Raw genomic sequence first — 18,736 nt, 5'->3', positions numbered from 1 at the left:
CGGCCCCCGGAACTGCACCAGTTCCGGGGGCCGTGGCCGTTCTTTTAGTCCTCCAGCAGCGAGATGAACTCGCGCGCCTGGACCAGCGTGATGTCCGAGTGCCGGCTGAGGGCAGCAGCGGCGGCCTCAAGGTCGCCGCTGCGGGCCAGGGTGCGGATCCTGCCGTAGATCTCGGCATTGAGCATGTTGCTGCTCACTTCGCGGGTCACGTCGCCCTTGCTGGCGATGGCCCGGTACCGGTAGGGGAACCGCTCGGGTTCGTCCGCGTCATCGTCGACGGCGGGTGGGGCCGTTTCGGGGCTCCGGTACGGCTGGGGATGGGCCGCGAGGGCGCCGACGGCGTCCCGCGAGGCGCGCAGGCCGGCTCCGCTGATTTCGTAGTACAGCTTGATGGCAGCCATGGCCTGTCCCTGCGCGATCAGGGCGTACAGCCGGCGGTGTTCATCTTCTGACAGTTTGGCGGCGGCGCTGCGGGCCAGTTCCGCGGTATTGGGGGCAGGTGCCGGAGGTCCCGCCGCCGGCTGCCGCCTCGCCGCGGCGCGGGCAACAAGAAGTACCCCCGCAGCCACTGCCAGGAGGATCAGGACAGGGACTACAAGCGTTTCACCCATACTCCAAGCTTAAGCCAGTGAGGGTTTTCCACAGCAATATTCGCCGCGCTGCATGGATGCGGCTCCTTCATGCGCCGGCCCGCATCCATGTGGTCGATGGAAAGCATATAGGGCCGCCTGCCCCCTCCGGGCAGCGGGTCAGGGCGATGAGGCTGCCCTCGCGGCGCGCTCCTGGCGCCCCCGGTCTGTGGATGAAATTCCACAAAAGAAATATTTACTCCACATGCTGGAGGGGACGTTTCCGCAGGTCAGCGCCGAGTCCGCGATGAAAGTTTTTCTTTGTCCACAGCCTTTCCCACAGACTGTGCACAAGGTATGCCCTGTAGTGCACAGGTTATCCACACGTTGCCCGGCTTCCCGGCTTTGCAGGGGACTGTAGGGCGGCTACCGTTGCGGGGTACTCGTTTTACGCTGCCGCCCCAGCTGCCGAAAGGCGGTCTTGGGCACCCCCTGCGGACCGGCGAAGCAGCCTCTGTGGAAAACCTGTGGAGACTGGGGATAACTGGCCCGCCGGCAGGCAGCGGCCGTTGTCGGTGGAGGCGGGTATAGCTGTGCATGTAGGGCTGGCGCGGTGAACCGGAGGCGGGAAACCAGGGCCGGCCCGGCAGGATGGACAACCATCGGCGCCTCCGGGGCCGGTACAAATTGAGGACGGCAGCATTGTCAATCGCGCACTTGGATACGGTCGAGACCACCCGGGGATCGGACGCGGGCCGGAAGCCTCCCCAGGATATCGCCGCCGAGCAGTCCGTGCTGGGCGGCATGATGCTCTCCAAGGACGCCATCGCGGACGTGGTGGAAATCCTCCGCGGCCAGGACTTCTACCGGCCGGCACACGAAACGATCTACGAAGCGATCATCGACCTCTACGGCCGCGGTGAGCCCGCCGACGCCGTCACGGTTTCCGATGAGCTGACCAAGCGGGCCGAGATCAACCGGATCGGCGGCCCGGCTTACCTCCACGAACTTATCCAGACCGTTCCCACCGCCGCCAATGCCGGCTACTACGCCGAGATCGTGGCCGAACGCGCGGTGCTGCGCCGCCTGGTGAATGCCGGCACCAAGATCGTCCAACTGGGCTACGGCTCCGACGGCGAGGTCGAGGATCTGGTCAACCAGGCCCAGGCTGAGGTCTACGCCGTGGCGGAGCGACGCACCGCGGAGGACTATGTGGTCCTCAAGGACGTCATGGAATCGACGGTCGATGAGATCGAAGCGTCCGGCCACCGGGGCGAGGGCATGACCGGTGTGCCCACCGGCTTCTACGAGCTCGATGAGCTGACCCACGGCCTGCACCCCGGCCAGATGATCGTCATCGCCGCCCGCCCTGCCGTCGGTAAGTCCACGTTTGCGCTGGACTTCGCACGCTCCGCGGCCATCAGGAACAACCTGTCCACGGTTATGTTCTCGCTCGAAATGGGCCGGAACGAGATCGCCATGCGCCTGTTGTCCGCCGAGGCCACCATCGGGCTCCAAGACCTCCGGAAAGGCACCATCAAGGACGAGCAGTGGTCCAAGATCGCCACCACCATGGGCCGGATGAACGATGCGCCGTTGTTTATCGACGACAGCCCCAACATGTCGCTCATGGAGATCCGGGCCAAGTGCCGCCGGCTCAAGCAGCAGCACGACCTCAAGCTGGTCATCCTCGACTACCTGCAGCTGATGAGCTCCGGCAAGAAGGTTGAATCCCGCCAGCAGGAAGTCTCCGAATTCTCGCGTGCCCTCAAGCTGCTCGCCAAGGAACTTCAGGTGCCGGTCATCGCGCTGTCACAGCTGAACCGTGGGTCGGAGCAGCGCCAGGACAAGCGCCCCATGGTGTCGGACCTTCGTGAGTCCGGCTCCATCGAGCAGGACGCGGACATGGTCATCCTGCTGCACCGCGAAGATGTGTATGACAAGGAGTCTCCGCGCGCCGGGGAGGCGGACATCCTGGTGGCCAAGCACCGTAACGGCCCCACCAAGGACATCGTGGTGGCGTTCCAGGGCCACTACTCCCGGTTCGCCAACATGGCCGGAGACGCCGGCGGAGGCGGCTTCTAGGGCTCGCCCGCCTGCGCCAGCAGGTGGTTGGGCAGCCTGTTTCCCGGCGCGGTGCCGCGGATTTCGAGCAGTTCGCGGGCATGGGCGTGCAACCGCTTGTCCTCCTCGGTTACCGGTACCCAGGCCGGGACCGGCACGGAGTTCCCGTCGTCGTCGCGCGCCACCATCACGGTGAGGCAGTACGTGGTGAGCTGAAGTTCCCCGCCCTTGGGGTCGCCCGAGCGGACATGGACGGCGATGTGCATCCCCTTGGTGCCGGTGTAGACCAGGCGCGCCTCCACCTCCACCACGTGGCCAATCAGCAGTGGACGGTAGAAGCGGACGCCGCCGGAGAAGACCGCTACCGTGTCCCGGCCGCAATAGCGGGAGGCGCAGACATAGGCGGCCTCGTCGATCCACTTCATCACGATGCCGCCGTGGACCTTGCCGCCCCAGTTCACATCGGTGGGGGCGGCCATGAACCGCAGGGTCACCCGCTCGGCGGTCCCGGCGTCGGTATATTCCTGACGGTTCATGGCTTCGACGATCTGCTCGCGCACCTTGATGCGCGCCAGGGCATGGTCGCGCTCCTCGATCTCCTGCGGAGTGCGCGGTTCAAACTGGGTGACGGGGATGGGCTTGCCGTCCTCGCCGACGGCCACGAAGATCACCAGGCATTGGCTGCGCATCCTGGCCGGACCGCCCTTGGGATCCCCGGACGAGACCACGGTGCGGATGTGCATCGAGGACCGGCCCGTGTAGACGATGGTTGCCTCCACCTCCACCATGTCGCCGCTGTTTACGGGGTCGGCGAAGTGGATGTTGCCCACGTAGGCGGTGACGCAGTAGGACTTGGCCCAGCCGACGGCGGCGGCATAGGCGGCCTTGTCCACCCATTCGAGAACGGTCCCGGCGTCGACGGATCCGCTGTGTCCCACGTCCATGGGCGCTGCCAGGAAGCGGAGGGTCACGGAGTTGGCGGGGCCGGTCGCAGTCATGGTGCCCACTGTAGGACGTGGCCCCGCTCCGCCCCACTTGTGACGCTCTCTCACTTAATGCGCCCTGAACCGGAACGCTCTCTCACCTTCCGCCGTGCCGGCAGCCGGCACGGTTTAGGCTGGCACCGTGCCAATCCCTCCCGCTACCGCCTCGCAGTCCACCCGTGGGCACGCGCGGGACATCCTGCGCCTGGCCGTTCCGGCGTTCGGAGCACTGGTGGCCGAGCCGCTGTTCCTGCTCGCGGATTCGGCCATCGTGGGACACCTCGGCGTGGCTCAACTGGCAGGCGTGGGCCTGGCATCCGCGGTGCTGCACACCGCCGTCGGACTCATGGTGTTCCTCGCCTACTCCACCACCCCCGCCGTGGCGCGCGCCGTGGGGGAGGGGCAGCCGGGCAAGGCACTGGCTGCAGGGCGCGACGGCGTATGGCTGGCGCTGGTGCTGGGCTCGGCCCTCGCCGTGGCCGGCTTTGCCGCTGCGGGACCGCTCGTGGACCTCCTCGGAGCCGAGGGGGAGGTGCGTACCTTCGCGGTGGAGTACCTCCGCTGGTCGATGCCCGGCCTGGCGGCCATGCTGCTGGTCTTCGCAGGGACCGGCGTGCTTCGGGGGCTGCAGGACACCCGGACTCCGCTGGTGGTGGCCACCGCCGGGTTCGGACTGAACATTGTCCTGAACTTCTGGCTGGTCTACGGCCTGGGCTGGTCCGTGGCGGGCTCCGCGGCGGGCACCAGCGTGGCCCAGTGGGCCATGGCCCTCGTGTATGTGCTGATGGTGAGGCGTTACGCTGCCGGCCATGGAGTGCCGCTGCGCCCCTCATGGCGCGGCATCCGGGCAATGGCGAAGGTGGGATCGTGGCTGATGCTCCGTACGCTCAGCCTGCGCGTGGCCATTCTGGCCACCGTCCTGGTTGCCACCGCGCAGGGTGCGGTCAACCTTGCGGCCCACCAGCTGGCCATGACGATCTTCTCCTTCCTGGCCTTCGGCCTGGATGCCCTGGCCATCGCCGCGCAGGCGCTGATCGGCAAGGAGCTGGGTGCCGCCCGCCCGGCCCGTGCCGGGCTGCTGACCCGGACCATGACCCGCTGGGGCATCGGCCTGGGCGTGGCAACGGGGCTGCTGCTGGCCGCCGCGGCCCCGTGGCTGGGCCGCCTCTTCACGCCGGACCCACAGGTGCAGTGGGCCCTCGCGGTGGCGCTGTGGGCCGTAGCCGCGGGCCAGCCGATGGCCGGGTATGTCTTTGTTCTGGACGGGGTGCTCATTGGCGCGGGCGACGCCCGCTACCTTGCCCTTGCAGGCCTGGCCAACGTTGCCGCGTACGCTCCGCTGCTGGGCGCCGTCGCCCTGGCCGGCACCACCGGCCCGGCCGGGCTGGGCTGGCTCTGGGCCGCCTTCGCACTGGGCTACATGGCGGCCCGGGCCCTGACCCTGGGATTCAGGGCCCGGTCGGACCGGTGGATGGTGCTCGGTTCCGGAGCGAACTGAATTCGCGGCCGGGTCAATCTGGCGTCAGCCGTTGTTCCTGTCGATGGCCTGTTGGGCTTTAGCCTGGAGCTGCCGGCTGGCCTGTTCCGGAGTCAGTGTTCCCGCAAGGACCTGGTCCAGGATGTCTCCAGCGATCTTGCCGCGCACTTCGGACAACGCGGGGCTTTGCGGCAGCAGCCGGGCATGCGGGGCGATCTCGGTGATGGCTGCTCCGAACTGTGGAACCGCCTGCGCCGCTTTGGCGATCTCGCCGGAGTCCGTGCTGGACTTTGTTGCCGGAAGGCAGCCTTCCACCGGGCACATCGCTGCCTGGTTCTCAGCTGACGCGAGATACTTCATGAAGAGCCAGCTGGCGAGCTGCTTCTCGGGAGTGCTGCGGAACATTTCCGTGACTGACCCGAACATTTCAGTGAGGGGTTCCTGGCCCTTTCCGTGGGGGAACATGGCGATGTCCCATTCCGTCTTGCCAAGGTCCTTGGCCCACGTGGTGGTGTATCCGGTGCTGGCGAAGACCATCCCCGCGTTGCCGCTGGTGAACATGGACTTGTAGTTGCTCGAAACCTCCGCGTGGCCCGCGGCGAACAGGTCCTTCCACTGCGTCAGGACGCTGACTGTTTCCGGGCTGTCCAGTTGCGCCTTGGTTCCGTCTTCGCTGACCCAGGGGACACCAGAAGACCAGACAGCGTTCAACAGGTCCGGGCCGTCACCGGGGCCCGCTGCCCAGCCTGCCATGCCGGTCTTGGTCTTGATGGCTGATGCTGCGGCGGCGAATTCATCCCACGTGGTGGGAGCCTTCGTGACACCGGCTTTGTTGAGCAGGTCCATGTTGACGTAGAGGGCGTTCGCGGTGTTCCCGAATGGCCAGGTAAGCGTTTGTCCCCCGTACGCGGGAAGAGACGTTCTGGCCAGCGAGGCCGGGAGGAAATCATCCTTTTCCGGGGTTCCAATGCCCCACTTGGATGATTCGATGTAGGGGTCCAACGGCACCAGCAGGTCGGCTTTGCGGTACTGGGTAACGTACTGCTCGGATGCTGTGGCGACATCGGGAAGGCCGCCGCCCGCCGCAGCTGCCTGGATCTTGGAGGCCAAGTTGCTTTCTCCGCCGCCTACGCAGACGCTGTCCACGGTGATCTTGCCCTTGTGGATCTCATTGAAGCGCTCAACGGCCTGCTTGACGCCGTCGTCGCAATACCGCTCCCAGAACGTGACCGTCACCGGTTCGGTTAATTCGGACGGGATGGCCGCAGCGCTGGCGGATTCCTGGGCAACCGGTGACACCATGCTGCAGCCTGCGCTTGTGAGGGCCAGGAGGCCCGTGAGAGCCAGGGCAATAGTTTTGGATTTCGGGGATCGCATCGATTTTCCTTTGATTGTTGTTTAGCCGCGAAGGCCTGAATGCGCCACAGACTCGCGGAACTGCCGTTGGACGAAGAGGTAGAGGACAAGAATTGGGATGATGCTGAGCGCAGCCGCCGCCATCACCAGGTTGGGCTGGGCGTTGAATTGGCCCTGGAGGTACAGGATTCCGACCTGCACTGGGCGGATTTCATCGCTGTCGGTGGAGACCAAGGGCCACAGCAGCGAGTTCCAGTACTCAAAGACGGAGAGGATGATGACCACCGCCAGGGCAGGCCGGATCATCGGCAGAGCGATGGAGACCAGGTAGCGGAACCGTCCGCAGTTATCCAGCCGCGCCGCTTCCCAGTAGTCGCCCGGGATGGACAAGAAGGCCTGGCGAAGCAGGAAGATGCTGAAGGCGTCCGCTGCGCCTGGCACGATCATGCCGGCGTAGCTGTTGTACAGGCCCTGGCCGCCGGCGCCCGTCCAGTCGTTCCCGCCCAGGAACGGCAGGTGCCGAATGGTGATGAAGTTCGGAATCAGGGTTACTTCCCCGGGAATCATCGTGGTGGCCAGGAAGAGTACGAACAGTACGTTTCTGCCTGGGAAGCGCATCGTTGCAAATGCGTAGGCGGCAAGCACCGACGTCGTGACTTTAAGGATGGTGCCAACAAAGGCAAGGACGAAGGAATTTACATAGAACCTCCCGAAGGTAAGGGGCGGCTGATTCCAGACTTCAGCGAAGTTGGACCAGAGGAGAGTCTCGGGGAACAGGGCTTGTGGCACCTGGGTGAGTTCGGAGCTGGATTTCAGTGAAGAGAGCACCATCCACATGAACGGGAACACCATGATGATGGCGGCCGGCACCAGAATGAGCAGTGGGATCAGGGTCGGCGACGTAAGGGGCCTGCGCCGCGTTGGTGAACTAGTCAAAGTCGGACCTCCGGCCGAGAAGGCGGAATTGAACGAGGGTGAGCGTGATGAGAAGCGCGAGGAGGAGGAACGACACCGCTGAGGCGTATCCCACTTGGTCCTGCCGTTGGTAGAAATTGTTGAAGATCTCTGTGGTCAGGACGTTGGTGGTTCCTAACGGACCGCCCGCTTCCTGGGTGCCGTTGCCCCCGCTGAAGCCCCCTTGGGTCAGGGAGAAAATTGGCGTGAAGGATTTGAACGAGTGGACGGTGCTGTACATGAGCAGGAAGAGCGTTGTGGGCTTCATGAGCGGGAGCACGATGTGTCGGATGGTCTGCCGCTCGCCGGCACCATCCAGTGCACACGCGTCGAGAAGTTCGGCCGGCAGTGATGCCAGCCCGGAGAGGTAGATCATGATGCTGAAGCCCAGCGTGTTCCAAATGTTGAACAGGATGACCACGCACATGGCCACACTGGGTCCCATATAAGGATTGGCCACCTCCGCGGCGGGAGTTCCGGTGACGAGGCTGATGAACCGGGCAGCTGCCGGGGTTGGGTCCAGCAGCCAGGTCTGGGCAGGCAGGCCAAGGCCCTTGAGGACGGCATTGGCGATGCCGCGCTGCGGGTCGAAGATCCAGATGAAGACAAGCGCGCTCGCCACGATGGTCGTGGCGTACGGCAGGAAGAACAGCGACTGCAGCGTGTTCCGGAACGTCTTGATGCGAAAGAGGAGATAAGCGAGTACGAAGGCGAGCACGATGGAAACCGCGACCGATCCGGCAACGTAGTACGCAGTGTTCAGGAGTGCCTGGCCGATGGGGCCGGGAGCCAGGGTGCCCGCACCATTGTCCTGGACCAGGTCGCGGGTGAAGATGGCCGCGTAATTGGCGAATCCGACGAATTTCTGCGGCCCGATCCCCCACTTCCACAGGCTGATCCAAAAGCCAAAGAAGAGCGGCCAGATGCTGAATACCAGCAGCAGGACGGTGGCAGGGAACACGTAGAGGTACGCGCTCCAGTCCGTCCGCGGCTTTCTGCGCCTGGCCGGCGCGGACGGGGCTGCATTTCCGCTTCCATGCATTGCGCCGGGAGCCTTCATGAGCGTCACGCCGTGCCCTCCCGCAGGGCCGCCAGCGTGGCGTCAACGTCGTCCGTCACAATGATGTCGGTGCCGATATCCCGCAACCTCCGCGAAGAAGCGGCAATCAGGTCGGGGTTGTCGGCGAGGCCCGGGAGCCGAAGCTCGGCAGTGGTCATCCAGCCGATACCGGCTGCATGCAGGCCGGCGACCACCTCCCCGGTGCTGAATGCCGCATCACCACTAATGAGGGTGGCGCCGGCAGTCCGGGCCATTCCCGCGAGATCGGCGGCCCGGCCATGAAAGGTTATGCCCGTGATGGCATCCGGGCGCCTCCGCCGGACTTCAACTGCCAGTTGGTGGTCGAGGCACTGGATGACGGCCTGCTCCAGCATCCCTGTGCGTGCCACTGCGTCGGTAACGGCGCGGGCCGTCAGACCCGTGTCGTAGGAACTGAGTCCGGGGTAGTTGCGGACGTCCACGTTCAGGTAGACACGGTCCTTGGCCCAGTCGAGGATGTCCTCAAATGAGGGGATCCGCTGCCCGGCGTGGCCGGGCCCGAACCATGAGCCTGCATCCAAACCTTGCAGTTCCGCGCGGGTCTGCTCAGAAACGTATCCGTTCTTTCCGGTCGTTCGTGCCGTGGTGACGTCGTGGATGACCATGGGGACGCCGTCCGAGCTCAGGTGCACATCGAGCTCGATCATCGTCGCCCCCTTTTCCAGGGCTGCTTCAAATGCGGCGAGCGTATTTTCCGGCGCCATGTTGCCGGCTCCCCGATGCGCGGAGATCAGCGGAGGGCCGTCGACCGGAACCTTAAAGGCGGGCAGTGTCATGGTGCCTCATTTCATTGACACGCCGGAGTTCCCCGGCGAGGTGGACCAACGGGATGCGGTTGGAAACGATGAGGTCGACTCCCCAGCCGGCGAGCATGCGAACGTCAGCGGGATAGCGGGCTTCCGAACAGACGACGGCGCCCGCCTCCTGGGCATCCCGCACGGTGTCCGGTGTGAGGACCCAGACGGACTGGCTCAACAATTTCGATTCCGTGATGCGGAGGATTTGCGGCAGGAAGGGTGTTCGTTCATTCACGACGGCGCCCCTCGCCAGTTCCGGAACAGCGGTGGCCAGGTCCTGGAGAAGGACGTGGTCGCTGCTGTAAATCGCACAATTGGGAAGCTGCCGGGCCCCGAAGAACGCGGCCAGCAGCTCCGCGGCGTCGGGATCGTGAACCGGATGGGTCTTGATTTCGATCAGGAGCCCAACCCCGCAGTCCGCGGCCCACGCAAGGACGTCCCCCAGTGCGGGGATGCCCTCTCCCGCAAAGCCGCTTCCAAACCAGCTGCCCGCGTCGAGCTGCACCAGCTGGTCCCAGTCCATGCACCTGACCGCTCCCGAACCGTTAGTCGTGCGGTCTAAGGTGTCGTCATGGATGACGACGGGGACGCCGTCCCGCGAAAGCTGGACATCCAGCTCTATGACATCCGCGCCAAGAGCCGTGGCCTGCCTAAACGCGGCCATCGTGTTTTCGGGAGCCCCGTACTGATCGCCGCGGTGCGCGACCAGTAATGGTCGTTCGGTGCCGCTGTGGCGGTTGAAGAGCTGACTAGGCATGGAGGCCCCCGAGGACGGTGTTGAGGATGGAGGTGTTAATGTCCAGCTCCTGGACAGTTGCGACGTATGCCTCGCACGCCCATGCAGGCGCGGCGGGCAGAGCAGGGAGGGAAGCGGGATGGAACTGGCCTCCGGCGGCCCGGACCAGCATGATCCCGCCGGCTACGTCCCAGGACTTGGCATTGACCCCCAAGGTCGCGTCAAGTTGGCCGGCGGCCACGTAGGCCAGGGTCAGCGCTCCTGAACCCAGGCGCCGCACTGTCCTGAAAGCGTGGGTGAGCTCACCAAAGATCTCAGTCTCGGGACGCCCATTCGTATCGAAACCCCGCTGCCGCGGGTCGGGATAGTCCGTGGCAAGGACGGCGTCGCGGTCCCTGCCGGCTCCCGAGGACTTCATGGTGACGCCGTTGCGGTACGCGCCGGCCAGATCAGCGGAAAAGAGATCCTGCCGCAGCGGATCAAAAACGACGGCGGCAATGAGGGATCCGTGGTATTCGACGCCTATGGAGACACAAAAGAAGGGCACTCCGCCGGCAAAGTTCGATGTACCGTCGATGGGGTCAACGTGCCAGGTGAGGTCGCCTCCGCCCCGTGAGCCGCCTTCCTCGCCGACGACGCGGCTTTCGGGAAACGCGTTGAGTATCGTGGCCCTAATTGATTCCTCGGCCAGCCGGTCATATTTGGTGACAAGGTCGTGGGGATCGCCCTTGAGGTCGGGGGATCCCGGACTGCGGAATCCTTCGCAGAGCAACTCCCTGACGTTGAGGGCCGCCTCCTCCGCCGAGAGCCGAACTGCTGTGGAGAAGTCAACGGAACTTTGGACGTTCATACGCTTCGACTGTTCAAACACGCTCATGGGTTGGTTCCCTCGCTTGGGGTGGCACCCTCCCCGCCCGCGATGAGTGTTTGCACGCCTGCGTCGTCCAGCCATTCAAGGGTGGCGTCCGCGGGGATTGAGTCGGTTACAAGCCCGTCGATTGACTCCAGTCCCGCAACCAGCGCAAGTGCTACGGCTTCGAGCTTGGTTCGGTCCGCGAGGACATACGCGTGCCGCGCGGCTTTGACCATGAGCTCATCCGTGGCGGCCCTGGCCTGGTTGGAGTTGAAGACACCCTCCGCGCTGACGCCCGAGGCGCCGATGAACGCCTTGTTTACGCGGAACCGGGCCAGGGCAGCCGCGGCCACCGGTCCAGTCATGTCCTGGTCCTGAGCGGAAACCACACCGCCGGTGGCCAGCACCGTCATGCCAGGGTCTGTCATCAGGTACGTAAGTACCGTGACGGCATTGGTGATCACCGTCACGCGCCGCCTGCCACGCAGTGCCCGTGCGAAGGCCAGGCAGGTGGTTCCGCCGCTGATAAAGAGGATGTCCCCGTCCTTGACCAGGCCCAGCGCCTTGACGCCGATGTCCATCTTGGCGGCAGCTTCATGCTGCTCACGCTGGCTGTAGGAGACGTCGGCCGCGATACGCCCGGTCGCGACCACCCCTCCGCGGGTGCGCTGCACCAGTCCTTGGTCTTCCAGCGCGGCGAAATCCCGGCGGACGGTCATCTCGGAAACATCGAGGACGGACATGGCCGTCCGCACGGACAGTGCACCCCCGTCGGTAATCAGTTCCTTCAACCGCTCAAGCCGTAGTGCGGGTATTTCCAAAACCATCAAAACCTCCCATTTCCATCAAGAAAAACCAGAACGCACCAACGGAAGTGAGAGCCCAAGTGAATACCACGCAAAGCCAGGGGAAAGTTTCAAGGCGTGGGTGCCCGGTGAGGGCGCACTAAACTGAACCGGTGACACAACCACTGACCCCGGCAGGCATGGCAGCCGGCACCGACCCCCGCCCGGACCTCTGGAAGCCCGTCGTGCTCCGCTCCGCAGCGGCACTGGTGTTCGGCGCGGTGACGATCTTCTGGCCCTCTCCCTCCATCGAAGTGATGGGCTGGGTCGGGGGGCTCTACCTGCTGGCCACCGGCCTGACCGTCCTGCGGGGCGTCCCGGCGGCGGGATTCGCCCCGAAGTCCACCCCGGGGAAGCTGCTGTCCGCCACCGGTTCCGTGCTCGCCGGAGCGGGCTTCGCCGTCGTACTCCTGAATGGTGACCTGCTCTACGCTGTGATCGCCGCGCTCGGCCTGGGCGTTGCCGGCACCCTGGAACTGGCGTGTGGCCTTAGGTTCCGCGGCCGGCATGTCCTGGCGCGCGACTGGATCGCCTCCGGCGTCATCGGACTCGGAACGGCTGCTGCCCTGCCCTTCTTTACCGCCTTGGGCGCCCATGCGCTGCTGGGGGTTACCGGCGGCGGGGCAATCATTTCGGGCGTCCTGTGGATCCTGGCCGGCCTGACCCTCCGGCACGATGCCCGCGGCGCCGCGGGTAACCCGTAAACTAGGAGGGGACCGGTTCTACTTCCTGTAGAAACACCGCCGGGAAACACCACCACATCACGCAATCCAGGTTGGCCGTGCGCCGCCTGCAGGGAGGAACCACCGTGGCAGACCAGCATCCAGGCAAACCGCGCAACCTGCGGACCTCGGTGAAGGGGCCGCTGATGTTCTCCGCCTTTTGGGCCGTTGTGGCCTTCGTGGCGGTCCTGATCTTCGCGTCTGGCGGAAGCGCCCGCGAGCCGCGCTTCGACCTTGCGTTCACCGGAGCGGGCATTGCCTTCATCGTCACCCTGGTGATTGCCGCGATGTTATCCATGAGCTACAAGGAAAATGCCGAGCACCTGGGCAAGGGCTCCGGCGTGAACCTCTCCTCCGCCAAGCGTCCGTCCCACGGATTCGGCGCGCAGGGTACCCGGGACAACCAAGGCCTTCAGGATGGCCAGGAGCCGCCGGCAGCGTCCGACGGCGGCCCCGCAGGTCCCGCCGGCCGCTAGCCCTTACTTCGCTGCCCCTTGGCGGCCCGAGGGGACGGTTTTCAATCCGCCAGCCCCTAGCCCGCGGCCGCCTGCCGGGCTCGATAGGCCGCGACGTGCACGCGGTTGGCGCAGTTCCCGGTGTCGCAGTAGCGCTTTGACCGGTTCCTGGTGAGATCCAGCACCGCCGCGTTGCAGTCCTCCGCCTCGCACCTCCGCAGCCGGTCCATCTCCTTGCCGCGGACCACGTCCGCCAGGGCCATCGCCGCTTCCGTGCCCATCCGGTCCGCCAGCGGCGCCTCGTGCGTGGTGGCGTGCAGGTGCCAGTCCCAGCCGTCGTGCCGGACCAGCTGCGGGAGTGCATTGGCCTCCCGGAGCAGCCGGTTGATGATCTCCACCGCGGCATCCTGGTCCGCGGTCCACAGCTCCGCCAGTTGGCTGCGGAGCCCGTGCACGCTGGCCAGTTCCGTGGCGTCGTGCGTCCGGGAACCGGTAAACCCCTCCGCCGCCAGGAACGCGTCAAGATCGGCCGCGGAAGCAAGCCCTTCGGTGCCGTTGGCCGCGGAGTTGATCAGGTTCACCACCGTGCGCAGTGCCACTTCAGTGTCAGGGGCAAAGACCATCTTGACTCCTTACAGGCTGCAGGCGTAATGTCAGGGGCATTACCCCACTTTACTCCTGACAGGAGGCCGCGGTGCCAGCCGTTAACAAGTCCACTTCCGCCCGGCTGCAGCAGCCAGGCGGCGGCTTCCTGGCGTCCGGCCTGGGCATCGCGCTGTTCTCTTCCGCAGTCTTTGGGATTTCCGGGTCCTTCGGAAAGGCGCTGCTGGAGACCGGCTGGTCCCCCGGGGCGGCGGTCACCGCACGGCTTACGGGTGCGGCGCTGATCCTGGCCGTGCCCGCCCTCCCCGCCCTGCGGGGCAGGTGGCACCAGCTGCGGGACAACTGGCTCACCATCGTGCTGTTCGGCCTGATTGGCGTCGCGGCCTGCCAGCTGTTCTACTTCAACGCCGTGGCCCGGCTCTCCGTGGGCGTGGCCCTCCTCCTCGAATACCTGGCGCCCGTCCTCATCGTCCTGTGGCTCTGGGCTGCGAGCCGGCGGCGGCCCAGCGCCCTGACGTTCGGCGGCACGCTGCTGTCCCTTGGCGGCCTGGTGCTGGTGCTGGACCTGACCGGCGCCATCCGGATCGACCTGGTGGGCGTCCTCTGGGGCATGGCAGCAGCGGTATGCCTGGCCATCTACTTCTTCATCACGGCCAAGGAGAACGACACCCTTCCGCCTCTGGTCCTGGCCTCCGGCGGGCTCCTGGTGGGCGCCGCCGTGATGTGGCTGGCCGCAGCCACCGGCCTGCTCCCCATGGCCTTCAGCACAGCCGATACCCGGCTCGGTCCATGGGTCACGCCCTGGTGGGTCTCCGTGGCCGGGCTCGTGGTCCTGGCCACGGTGTTCGCCTACGTTTCCGGAATCATGGCCGCCCGTGCCCTGGGCTCCAAGGTGGCGTCCTTCGTCTCCCTCACCGAGGTGCTGTTCGCCGTCCTCTGGGCCTGGCTCCTGCTGGGCGAACTGCCCGGTCCCATCCAGCTGCTGGGCGGCGTCCTGATCGTGGGCGGCGTGGTCCTGGTCCGGCTGGATGAACTCCGGCGGGCGGCACCCGGGCAGCCCTCACCGCTGGAGCACGCGAACGACGTCGAACCCGTCCCCTGACGCATCCACCGGCGCGGGCCTAGCATGGGGTTATGTGCCGGAACATCCGAACCCTCCACAACTTCGAGCCGCACGCCACCTCCGAGGAGGTCCACGCCGCGGCCCTGCAATATGTCCGCAAGATCAGCGGCAGCACCAAGCCGTCCAAGGCCAACCAGGATGCGTTCGACCATGCCGTCCATGAGATCGCGCACATCACCCAGCACCTCCTGGACGCCCTCGTCACCCAGGCGCCGCCCAAGGACCGCGACACCGAGGCCGCCAAGGCCAAGGCGCGCGCCGCGGTACGCTACGGCACGGCCTGACGCGCCGGCCGGCAGCGGCGGACGTGGCTACTTGCCGAAGCTCCGCAGCCGCAGCGAGTTGGCCACCACCAGCACCGAACTCGCGGCCATCGCGGCGCCGGCAATCATCGGGTTGAGCAGCCCCAGGGCCGCCACCGGAATGCCCACGGCGTTGTAGAAGAACGCCCAGAACAGGTTGGTCTTGATGGTGGCCAGCGTGCGCCGGGACAGCTCGATGGCCTGCGCCACCTGGGCAAGGTCGTTGCCCATCACGGTCAGGTCCGCGGCCTCGATGGCCACATCCGTTCCCGACCCCATCGCAATGCCAAGGTCCGCCTGAGCCAGCGCCGCCGCGTCGTTCACGCCGTCGCCCGCCATGGCCACGGTGGCACCGGCGGCCTGGAGCTTCCGGACGGCATCCACTTTCCCCTCCGGCAGGACGCCCGCGTAGACATCCGCCGCAGCGATCCCGACGGCGGCAGCCACCTGGGCGGCCACGGCGGCGTTGTCGCCGGTCAGCAGGATGGGCCGCAGCCCGAGTTCCCGGAGGCGGGACACTGCCTGCGCGGACCCGTCCTTAATGGAGTCCCGGAGGCTCACGATCCCGGCCACCTCCCCGTCGACGGCCACCCAGATGGCGGTTGCGCCGGCATCCTCAGCCGCCGCCAGGGCCTTGCGCTGCTCCGCCCTGATGGCCACGCTGTTCTGCTCCAGCCATCCGGTGCGGCCGGCGACGACCAGCTGCCCTTCCACGGTTCCGGCCACTCCGCCGCCCGGCGCGGAACTGAACTTGTCCACGGAAGGCAGGCGTCCGCCGTCGGCCGCATTCCGTGCTGCAGCCGCAATGGCGTGCGCAATGGGGTGCTCGGAAGCGGCTTCCACCGCGCCCGCCAGGCGCAGCACCCGGGCGGCATCGAGGCCCCCGAACGCGATGATGCCGTCCACGGCAAGGACGCCGGTGGTGACCGTGCCGGTCTTGTCCAGCAGGATGGTGTCCACCGTCCGGGTGTCCTCCAGGACCTGCGGGCCCTTGATCAGGATGCCCAGCTGGGCGCCGCGTCCCGTCCCCGTCAGCAGGCCGACCGGCGTGGCCAGCCCGAGGGCGCACGGGCAGGCAATGACCAAAACCGCGACGGCGGCGGTGAAGGCCGCGCGCAGCTCACCGGAGGTGATGTCCGGCCCTGCCGTGACCAGCCATGCCGCGAAGGTCACCACGGCGATGGCCAGGACCACCGGAACGAAGACGGCGCTGATCCGGTCCGCCAGCCGTGCGATGGGTGCCTTGCCCGTCTGCGCCTGGGACACCAGCCGGGCCATCTGCGCCAGCGTGGTTTCGCTGCCCACCCGGGTTGCCCGGACCAGCAGCCGGCCGGAGGTGTTGATGGTGGCGCCGGTGACGCGGCTGTCCGGTCCCACTTCCACCGGCACCGATTCGCCGGTGACCAGGGAGGCGTCAACTGCGGAATTCCCGTCGACCACCACACCGTCCGTGGCGATCTTCTCGCCGGGCCGGACCACCAGGACGTCGCCCACCTGCAGGGTCTCCGCGGGCACCCGCAGCTCGGTACCGTCCCGCAGCACGGTGGCATCCCTCGCGCCCAGGTTCAGGAGGGCCTTGAGGGCATCGCCGGCCTTCTGCTTGGCGTTGGCCTCCAGGTAGCGTCCCAGCAGGAGGAAGGTGGTAACCACGGCGGCCACCTCGAAGTACAGGCCGCCGGTGTCCATCCCTTCCATGCCCGGGTGCTCCGTCATTCGCGGATCGGCGAGCAGCTGCCAGGCGGAGAAAAGGTAGGCGGCGGTCACGCCGATGGAGACCAGCGTGTCCATGGTGGAGGCAAGGTGCCGGGCATTCACTGCGGCCGCGCGGTGGAACGGCCAGGCCGCCCACGTGACCACCGGCAGCGAGAGTGCCGCCGCGGCCCAGCCCCAGTGCGGAAACTGGAAGCCCGGGACCATCGAGATCAGGAAGACCGGCAGTGTCAGTACGGCGGCGAGGATCAGGCGCGGGCGGAGGGTGCCGGCGGCGTGGGATTCGCCGTGCGCGGTTGGTTCCGTGGGGGGTTCTGCCGGGGAGCCGGTGACGGTCTCTGCGCGCCGCGGCTCCGGCGTTCGCACCCTCGCTTTGTAGCCGGCCGCTTCCACGGTAGCCGTGATCTGTTCGTCTGTGATCCCGGCCGGTACGGTGACGTGGGCGGATTCCAGCGGGAGGTTGACCGAGGCCGCCACACCGTCCAGCTTGCCGAGCTTCTTCTCCACCCGTGCGACGCAGGAGGCGCAGGTCATGCCCTCGATATCGAGTTCCACCACCCTGCTGCCCGGCTGGTGGAGGAGTTCCTGGCTGCTCATGGCGCCTCCTTGGTTAATCAATCCCGCTCACGTTGACCGGTCCGGCTCCGGCGGCGGGGATCCTAGGCTTCGTTGGCGACGACGAGGTAGCCGGCTTCCGCCACTGCCTCGCCGATTTCGGCAGGGGAGAGTTCCTTGGCGGAGGTGATGGTTACGGTGGACACGCCGCCGGCGTTAAGGTCCACGTCAACGTCCTGGACGCCCTCAAGGGCCTCCAGTTCTTCGGTAACGGCCGAGACGCAGTGGCCGCAGGTCATCCCGGAAACGCTGACCTCGGTGGTGGTGGGGGAGGTGGTGCTCATGGCATGCTCCTTCGCGGTGTGCCTGCGGTGGCAGGAGGGTTGGGTGGGGGAATGCTTAGCGGAGCAGGCGGCCGATGGCGTCCGCCGCTTCCTTGACTTTGGCGTCGATGGCTTCGGCGCGGGCCTCCGGGTCCGGCTCGGCAGCTGCGCCGACCACGCAGTGGCCGATGTGCTCCTCCATGAGCCCCAGGCTGACCGCATGCAGCGCCTTGGTCACAGCGGACACCTGGGTGAGGATGTCGATGCAGTACTTGTCTTCATCCACCATGCGCGCGATGCCGCGCACCTGGCCCTCAATCCGCTTGAGACGGCGGAGGTAGGCGTCCTTGTTGCCGGAATAACCGTGCTGCGGGGCTGGGCCCCCAACGCCGGCCAGCGTCTCTTCCGTATGCTCCATAGCCACAACATATACCCCTGAGGGGTATCCACGCAAGTACCCCCAGGGGGTATGGCCTCGGGTGACGACGCATGGACATCCCGGCACCCAAAGGCGGCCGGAACGCAAAAAGCTCCGGAGTGCGTTATTGGGGGATACGCACTCCGGAGCAGCTTTTGGGCAGTTCCGGAAGCCCTGGGGATCCGGCCTGCTTGGTCCAGCTTACGGGCTGGTGCGGTGCTCCGCCACTACCGCGAATAACTTCTTTCGCTTTATTTTCCGCGCCGGTCTGCCGGGCCCGGGCCCGCGGGACGGCGCGGCGGAACCACCAGGACAGGTCGGTCCTGGTGGTGGCTCAGCCACGTCCCCACGGAACCGTTCAGTGCCTCCGAGATGCGGTGGGCGAGGCCGCGTTCTGAGGTGCCCACGATGATCATTGACGCGCCCAGTTCCGCAGCCTGCCGACCCAAGGCGCGCGCCGCGTCACCCGTCAGTGTCTGCAGGGTCCACTGCGGGGACGGGGCGTTCCCGCCGGCAGCGGATACTGCGCCGGTAATCTCATCCTTCAGCCCCGCGGTGAGCACGGCCATGTCCGCGTCGTCCGCGCCGGGGTGCGGGGATAACCGGTGGGCTGAGCGTGCCGGGTCCCACTCCACCACATAGCTGGCCTCGTCCACGTAGGCGCAGGCAAGCGGGACCCGCAGGCGTGCTGCCAGCGAGGCTGCCGTGGCCAGGACCTCAGGATGCTGCCCGGGGACCACCCCCACCAGCAGTGGAGGCAAACGGGACTCTTCAGCGGCCATACCCTTATTG

The 18,736-nt window shown here is 66.5% G+C and carries 20 protein-coding genes; 6 read left to right on the top strand and 14 right to left on the bottom strand.

Annotated features, from left to right (window positions below):
* Positions 1-44: 44 nt before the first annotated feature.
* A complete protein-coding gene (locus ACIQCN_RS06345; protein ID WP_400609988.1) occupies positions 45-611 on the bottom strand; it encodes a hypothetical protein in 567 nt (188 codons plus the stop codon).
* A gap of 660 nt (positions 612-1,271) precedes the next feature.
* Between ACIQCN_RS06345 and dnaB the strand changes: the two genes are divergently transcribed.
* Entirely contained in the window at positions 1,272-2,654 is a 1,383-nt protein-coding gene (gene dnaB / locus ACIQCN_RS06340; RefSeq protein ID WP_400609986.1) for a replicative DNA helicase, read from the top strand.
* Here the strand turns inward: dnaB and ACIQCN_RS06335 are convergent.
* On the bottom strand, positions 2,651-3,631 hold the full coding sequence (locus ACIQCN_RS06335; protein ID WP_400609984.1) for an acyl-CoA thioesterase: 981 nt from the start codon (positions 3,629-3,631) through the stop codon (positions 2,651-2,653). The two genes, dnaB and ACIQCN_RS06335, sit on opposite strands and share 4 nt — an antisense overlap.
* Positions 3,632-3,758: 127 nt before the next feature.
* Between ACIQCN_RS06335 and ACIQCN_RS06330 the strand changes: the two genes are divergently transcribed.
* Positions 3,759-5,114 (top strand): MATE family efflux transporter, encoded by a 1,356-nt coding sequence (locus ACIQCN_RS06330; protein WP_400609982.1) that lies wholly within the window; start codon positions 3,759-3,761, stop codon positions 5,112-5,114.
* Positions 5,115-5,138: 24 nt separating this feature from the next.
* Here the strand turns inward: ACIQCN_RS06330 and ACIQCN_RS06325 are convergent, their stop codons facing one another.
* The 7 genes from ACIQCN_RS06325 to ACIQCN_RS06295 all read right to left on the bottom strand — a co-directional run bounded on the left by ACIQCN_RS06325 (position 5,139) and on the right by ACIQCN_RS06295 (position 11,715).
* Complete coding sequence (locus ACIQCN_RS06325) at positions 5,139-6,470, bottom strand: extracellular solute-binding protein (RefSeq protein WP_400607192.1); 1,332 nt, start codon at positions 6,468-6,470, stop codon at positions 5,139-5,141.
* A 21-nt stretch (positions 6,471-6,491) separates the two neighbouring features.
* Entirely contained in the window at positions 6,492-7,385 is an 894-nt protein-coding gene (locus tag ACIQCN_RS06320; protein ID WP_400607195.1) for a carbohydrate ABC transporter permease, read from the bottom strand.
* A complete protein-coding gene (locus ACIQCN_RS06315) occupies positions 7,378-8,463 on the bottom strand; it encodes a carbohydrate ABC transporter permease (protein ID WP_400610275.1) in 1,086 nt (361 codons plus the stop codon). The genes ACIQCN_RS06320 and ACIQCN_RS06315 overlap by 8 nt, the downstream gene beginning before the upstream one ends.
* A gap of 5 nt (positions 8,464-8,468) precedes the next feature.
* Positions 8,469-9,278, bottom strand: a complete 810-nt coding sequence (locus tag ACIQCN_RS06310; RefSeq protein ID WP_400609981.1) for a glycerophosphodiester phosphodiesterase — start codon at positions 9,276-9,278, stop codon at positions 8,469-8,471.
* Complete coding sequence (locus tag ACIQCN_RS06305; protein ID WP_400610273.1) at positions 9,259-9,963, bottom strand: glycerophosphodiester phosphodiesterase; 705 nt, start codon at positions 9,961-9,963, stop codon at positions 9,259-9,261. The genes ACIQCN_RS06310 and ACIQCN_RS06305 overlap by 20 nt, the downstream gene beginning before the upstream one ends.
* A gap of 85 nt (positions 9,964-10,048) precedes the next feature.
* Positions 10,049-10,912 carry an inositol monophosphatase family protein gene (locus ACIQCN_RS06300; protein ID WP_400607203.1) on the bottom strand — a complete coding sequence of 288 codons (864 nt, stop codon included), beginning with the start codon at positions 10,910-10,912 and terminating at the stop codon, positions 10,049-10,051.
* Complete coding sequence (locus ACIQCN_RS06295; RefSeq protein WP_400607205.1) at positions 10,909-11,715, bottom strand: DeoR/GlpR family DNA-binding transcription regulator; 807 nt, start codon at positions 11,713-11,715, stop codon at positions 10,909-10,911. The genes ACIQCN_RS06300 and ACIQCN_RS06295 overlap by 4 nt, the downstream gene beginning before the upstream one ends.
* Before the next feature lie 131 nt (positions 11,716-11,846).
* On the opposite strand from ACIQCN_RS06295, the gene ACIQCN_RS06290 reads away from it, so the two are divergent.
* Positions 11,847-12,437 carry a hypothetical protein gene (locus ACIQCN_RS06290; protein WP_400609979.1) on the top strand — a complete coding sequence of 197 codons (591 nt, stop codon included), beginning with the start codon at positions 11,847-11,849 and terminating at the stop codon, positions 12,435-12,437.
* Positions 12,438-12,541: 104 nt separating this feature from the next.
* Positions 12,542-12,931, top strand: coding sequence for a hypothetical protein (locus ACIQCN_RS06285; protein ID WP_400607209.1), 390 nt, complete (start codon positions 12,542-12,544; stop codon positions 12,929-12,931).
* Positions 12,932-12,987: 56 nt separating this feature from the next.
* Here ACIQCN_RS06285 and ACIQCN_RS06280 read toward each other — a convergent pair whose 3' ends face one another.
* The gene (locus ACIQCN_RS06280; RefSeq protein ID WP_400609977.1) at positions 12,988-13,533 is read right to left on the bottom strand and encodes a CGNR zinc finger domain-containing protein; all 546 of its coding nucleotides are present in this window, start codon (positions 13,531-13,533) and stop codon (positions 12,988-12,990) included.
* A 71-nt stretch (positions 13,534-13,604) separates the two neighbouring features.
* On the opposite strand from ACIQCN_RS06280, the gene ACIQCN_RS06275 reads away from it, so the two are divergent.
* Positions 13,605-14,615, top strand: coding sequence for an EamA family transporter (locus ACIQCN_RS06275; RefSeq protein WP_400607214.1), 1,011 nt, complete (start codon positions 13,605-13,607; stop codon positions 14,613-14,615).
* 32 nt (positions 14,616-14,647) lie between these two features.
* Positions 14,648-14,920, top strand: coding sequence for a DUF2277 domain-containing protein (locus ACIQCN_RS06270; RefSeq protein ID WP_400609975.1), 273 nt, complete (start codon positions 14,648-14,650; stop codon positions 14,918-14,920).
* A gap of 27 nt (positions 14,921-14,947) precedes the next feature.
* Here ACIQCN_RS06270 and ACIQCN_RS06265 read toward each other — a convergent pair whose 3' ends face one another.
* From ACIQCN_RS06265 to ACIQCN_RS06250, 4 genes are all read right to left on the bottom strand, one after another.
* Positions 14,948-17,245 (bottom strand): heavy metal translocating P-type ATPase, encoded by a 2,298-nt coding sequence (locus ACIQCN_RS06265; RefSeq protein ID WP_400609973.1) that lies wholly within the window; start codon positions 17,243-17,245, stop codon positions 14,948-14,950.
* Positions 17,246-17,307: 62 nt separating this feature from the next.
* The gene (locus ACIQCN_RS06260; protein WP_400609971.1) at positions 17,308-17,547 is read right to left on the bottom strand and encodes a heavy-metal-associated domain-containing protein; all 240 of its coding nucleotides are present in this window, start codon (positions 17,545-17,547) and stop codon (positions 17,308-17,310) included.
* A 55-nt stretch (positions 17,548-17,602) separates the two neighbouring features.
* Positions 17,603-17,944, bottom strand: coding sequence for a metal-sensitive transcriptional regulator (locus tag ACIQCN_RS06255; protein ID WP_377216305.1), 342 nt, complete (start codon positions 17,942-17,944; stop codon positions 17,603-17,605).
* 251 nt (positions 17,945-18,195) lie between these two features.
* On the bottom strand, positions 18,196-18,726 hold the full coding sequence (locus tag ACIQCN_RS06250) for a universal stress protein (protein WP_400609969.1): 531 nt from the start codon (positions 18,724-18,726) through the stop codon (positions 18,196-18,198).
* Positions 18,727-18,736: the final 10 nt, after the last annotated feature.

It is taken from the genome of Pseudarthrobacter sp. NPDC092424 (assembly GCF_044754925.1).
Taxonomy (GTDB): domain Bacteria; phylum Actinomycetota; class Actinomycetes; order Actinomycetales; family Micrococcaceae; genus Arthrobacter.
This window is presented reverse-complemented; position numbering and strand designations above follow the sequence as displayed.

Coding starts and splice junctions, on each gene's coding strand:
- ACIQCN_RS06345 (WP_400609988.1), bottom strand. CDS start 611: ATGGGTGAAACGCTTGTAGTCCCTGTCCTGATCCTCCTGGCAGTGGCT.
- ACIQCN_RS06335 (WP_400609984.1), bottom strand. CDS start 3,631: ATGACTGCGACCGGCCCCGCCAACTCCGTGACCCTCCGCTTCCTGGCA.
- ACIQCN_RS06325 (WP_400607192.1), bottom strand. CDS start 6,470: ATGCGATCCCCGAAATCCAAAACTATTGCCCTGGCTCTCACGGGCCTC.
- ACIQCN_RS06315 (WP_400610275.1), bottom strand. CDS start 8,463: ATGAAGGCTCCCGGCGCAATGCATGGAAGCGGAAATGCAGCCCCGTCC.
- ACIQCN_RS06310 (WP_400609981.1), bottom strand. CDS start 9,278: ATGACACTGCCCGCCTTTAAGGTTCCGGTCGACGGCCCTCCGCTGATC.
- ACIQCN_RS06305 (WP_400610273.1), bottom strand. CDS start 9,963: ATGGCCGCGTTTAGGCAGGCCACGGCTCTTGGCGCGGATGTCATAGAG.
- ACIQCN_RS06300 (WP_400607203.1), bottom strand. CDS start 10,912: ATGAGCGTGTTTGAACAGTCGAAGCGTATGAACGTCCAAAGTTCCGTT.
- ACIQCN_RS06295 (WP_400607205.1), bottom strand. CDS start 11,715: ATGGTTTTGGAAATACCCGCACTACGGCTTGAGCGGTTGAAGGAACTG.
- ACIQCN_RS06280 (WP_400609977.1), bottom strand. CDS start 13,533: ATGGTCTTTGCCCCTGACACTGAAGTGGCACTGCGCACGGTGGTGAAC.
- ACIQCN_RS06270 (WP_400609975.1), top strand. CDS start 14,648: ATGTGCCGGAACATCCGAACCCTCCACAACTTCGAGCCGCACGCCACC.
- ACIQCN_RS06265 (WP_400609973.1), bottom strand. CDS start 17,245: ATGAGCAGCCAGGAACTCCTCCACCAGCCGGGCAGCAGGGTGGTGGAA.
- ACIQCN_RS06260 (WP_400609971.1), bottom strand. CDS start 17,547: ATGAGCACCACCTCCCCCACCACCACCGAGGTCAGCGTTTCCGGGATG.
- ACIQCN_RS06255 (WP_377216305.1), bottom strand. CDS start 17,944: ATGGAGCATACGGAAGAGACGCTGGCCGGCGTTGGGGGCCCAGCCCCG.
- ACIQCN_RS06250 (WP_400609969.1), bottom strand. CDS start 18,726: ATGGCCGCTGAAGAGTCCCGTTTGCCTCCACTGCTGGTGGGGGTGGTC.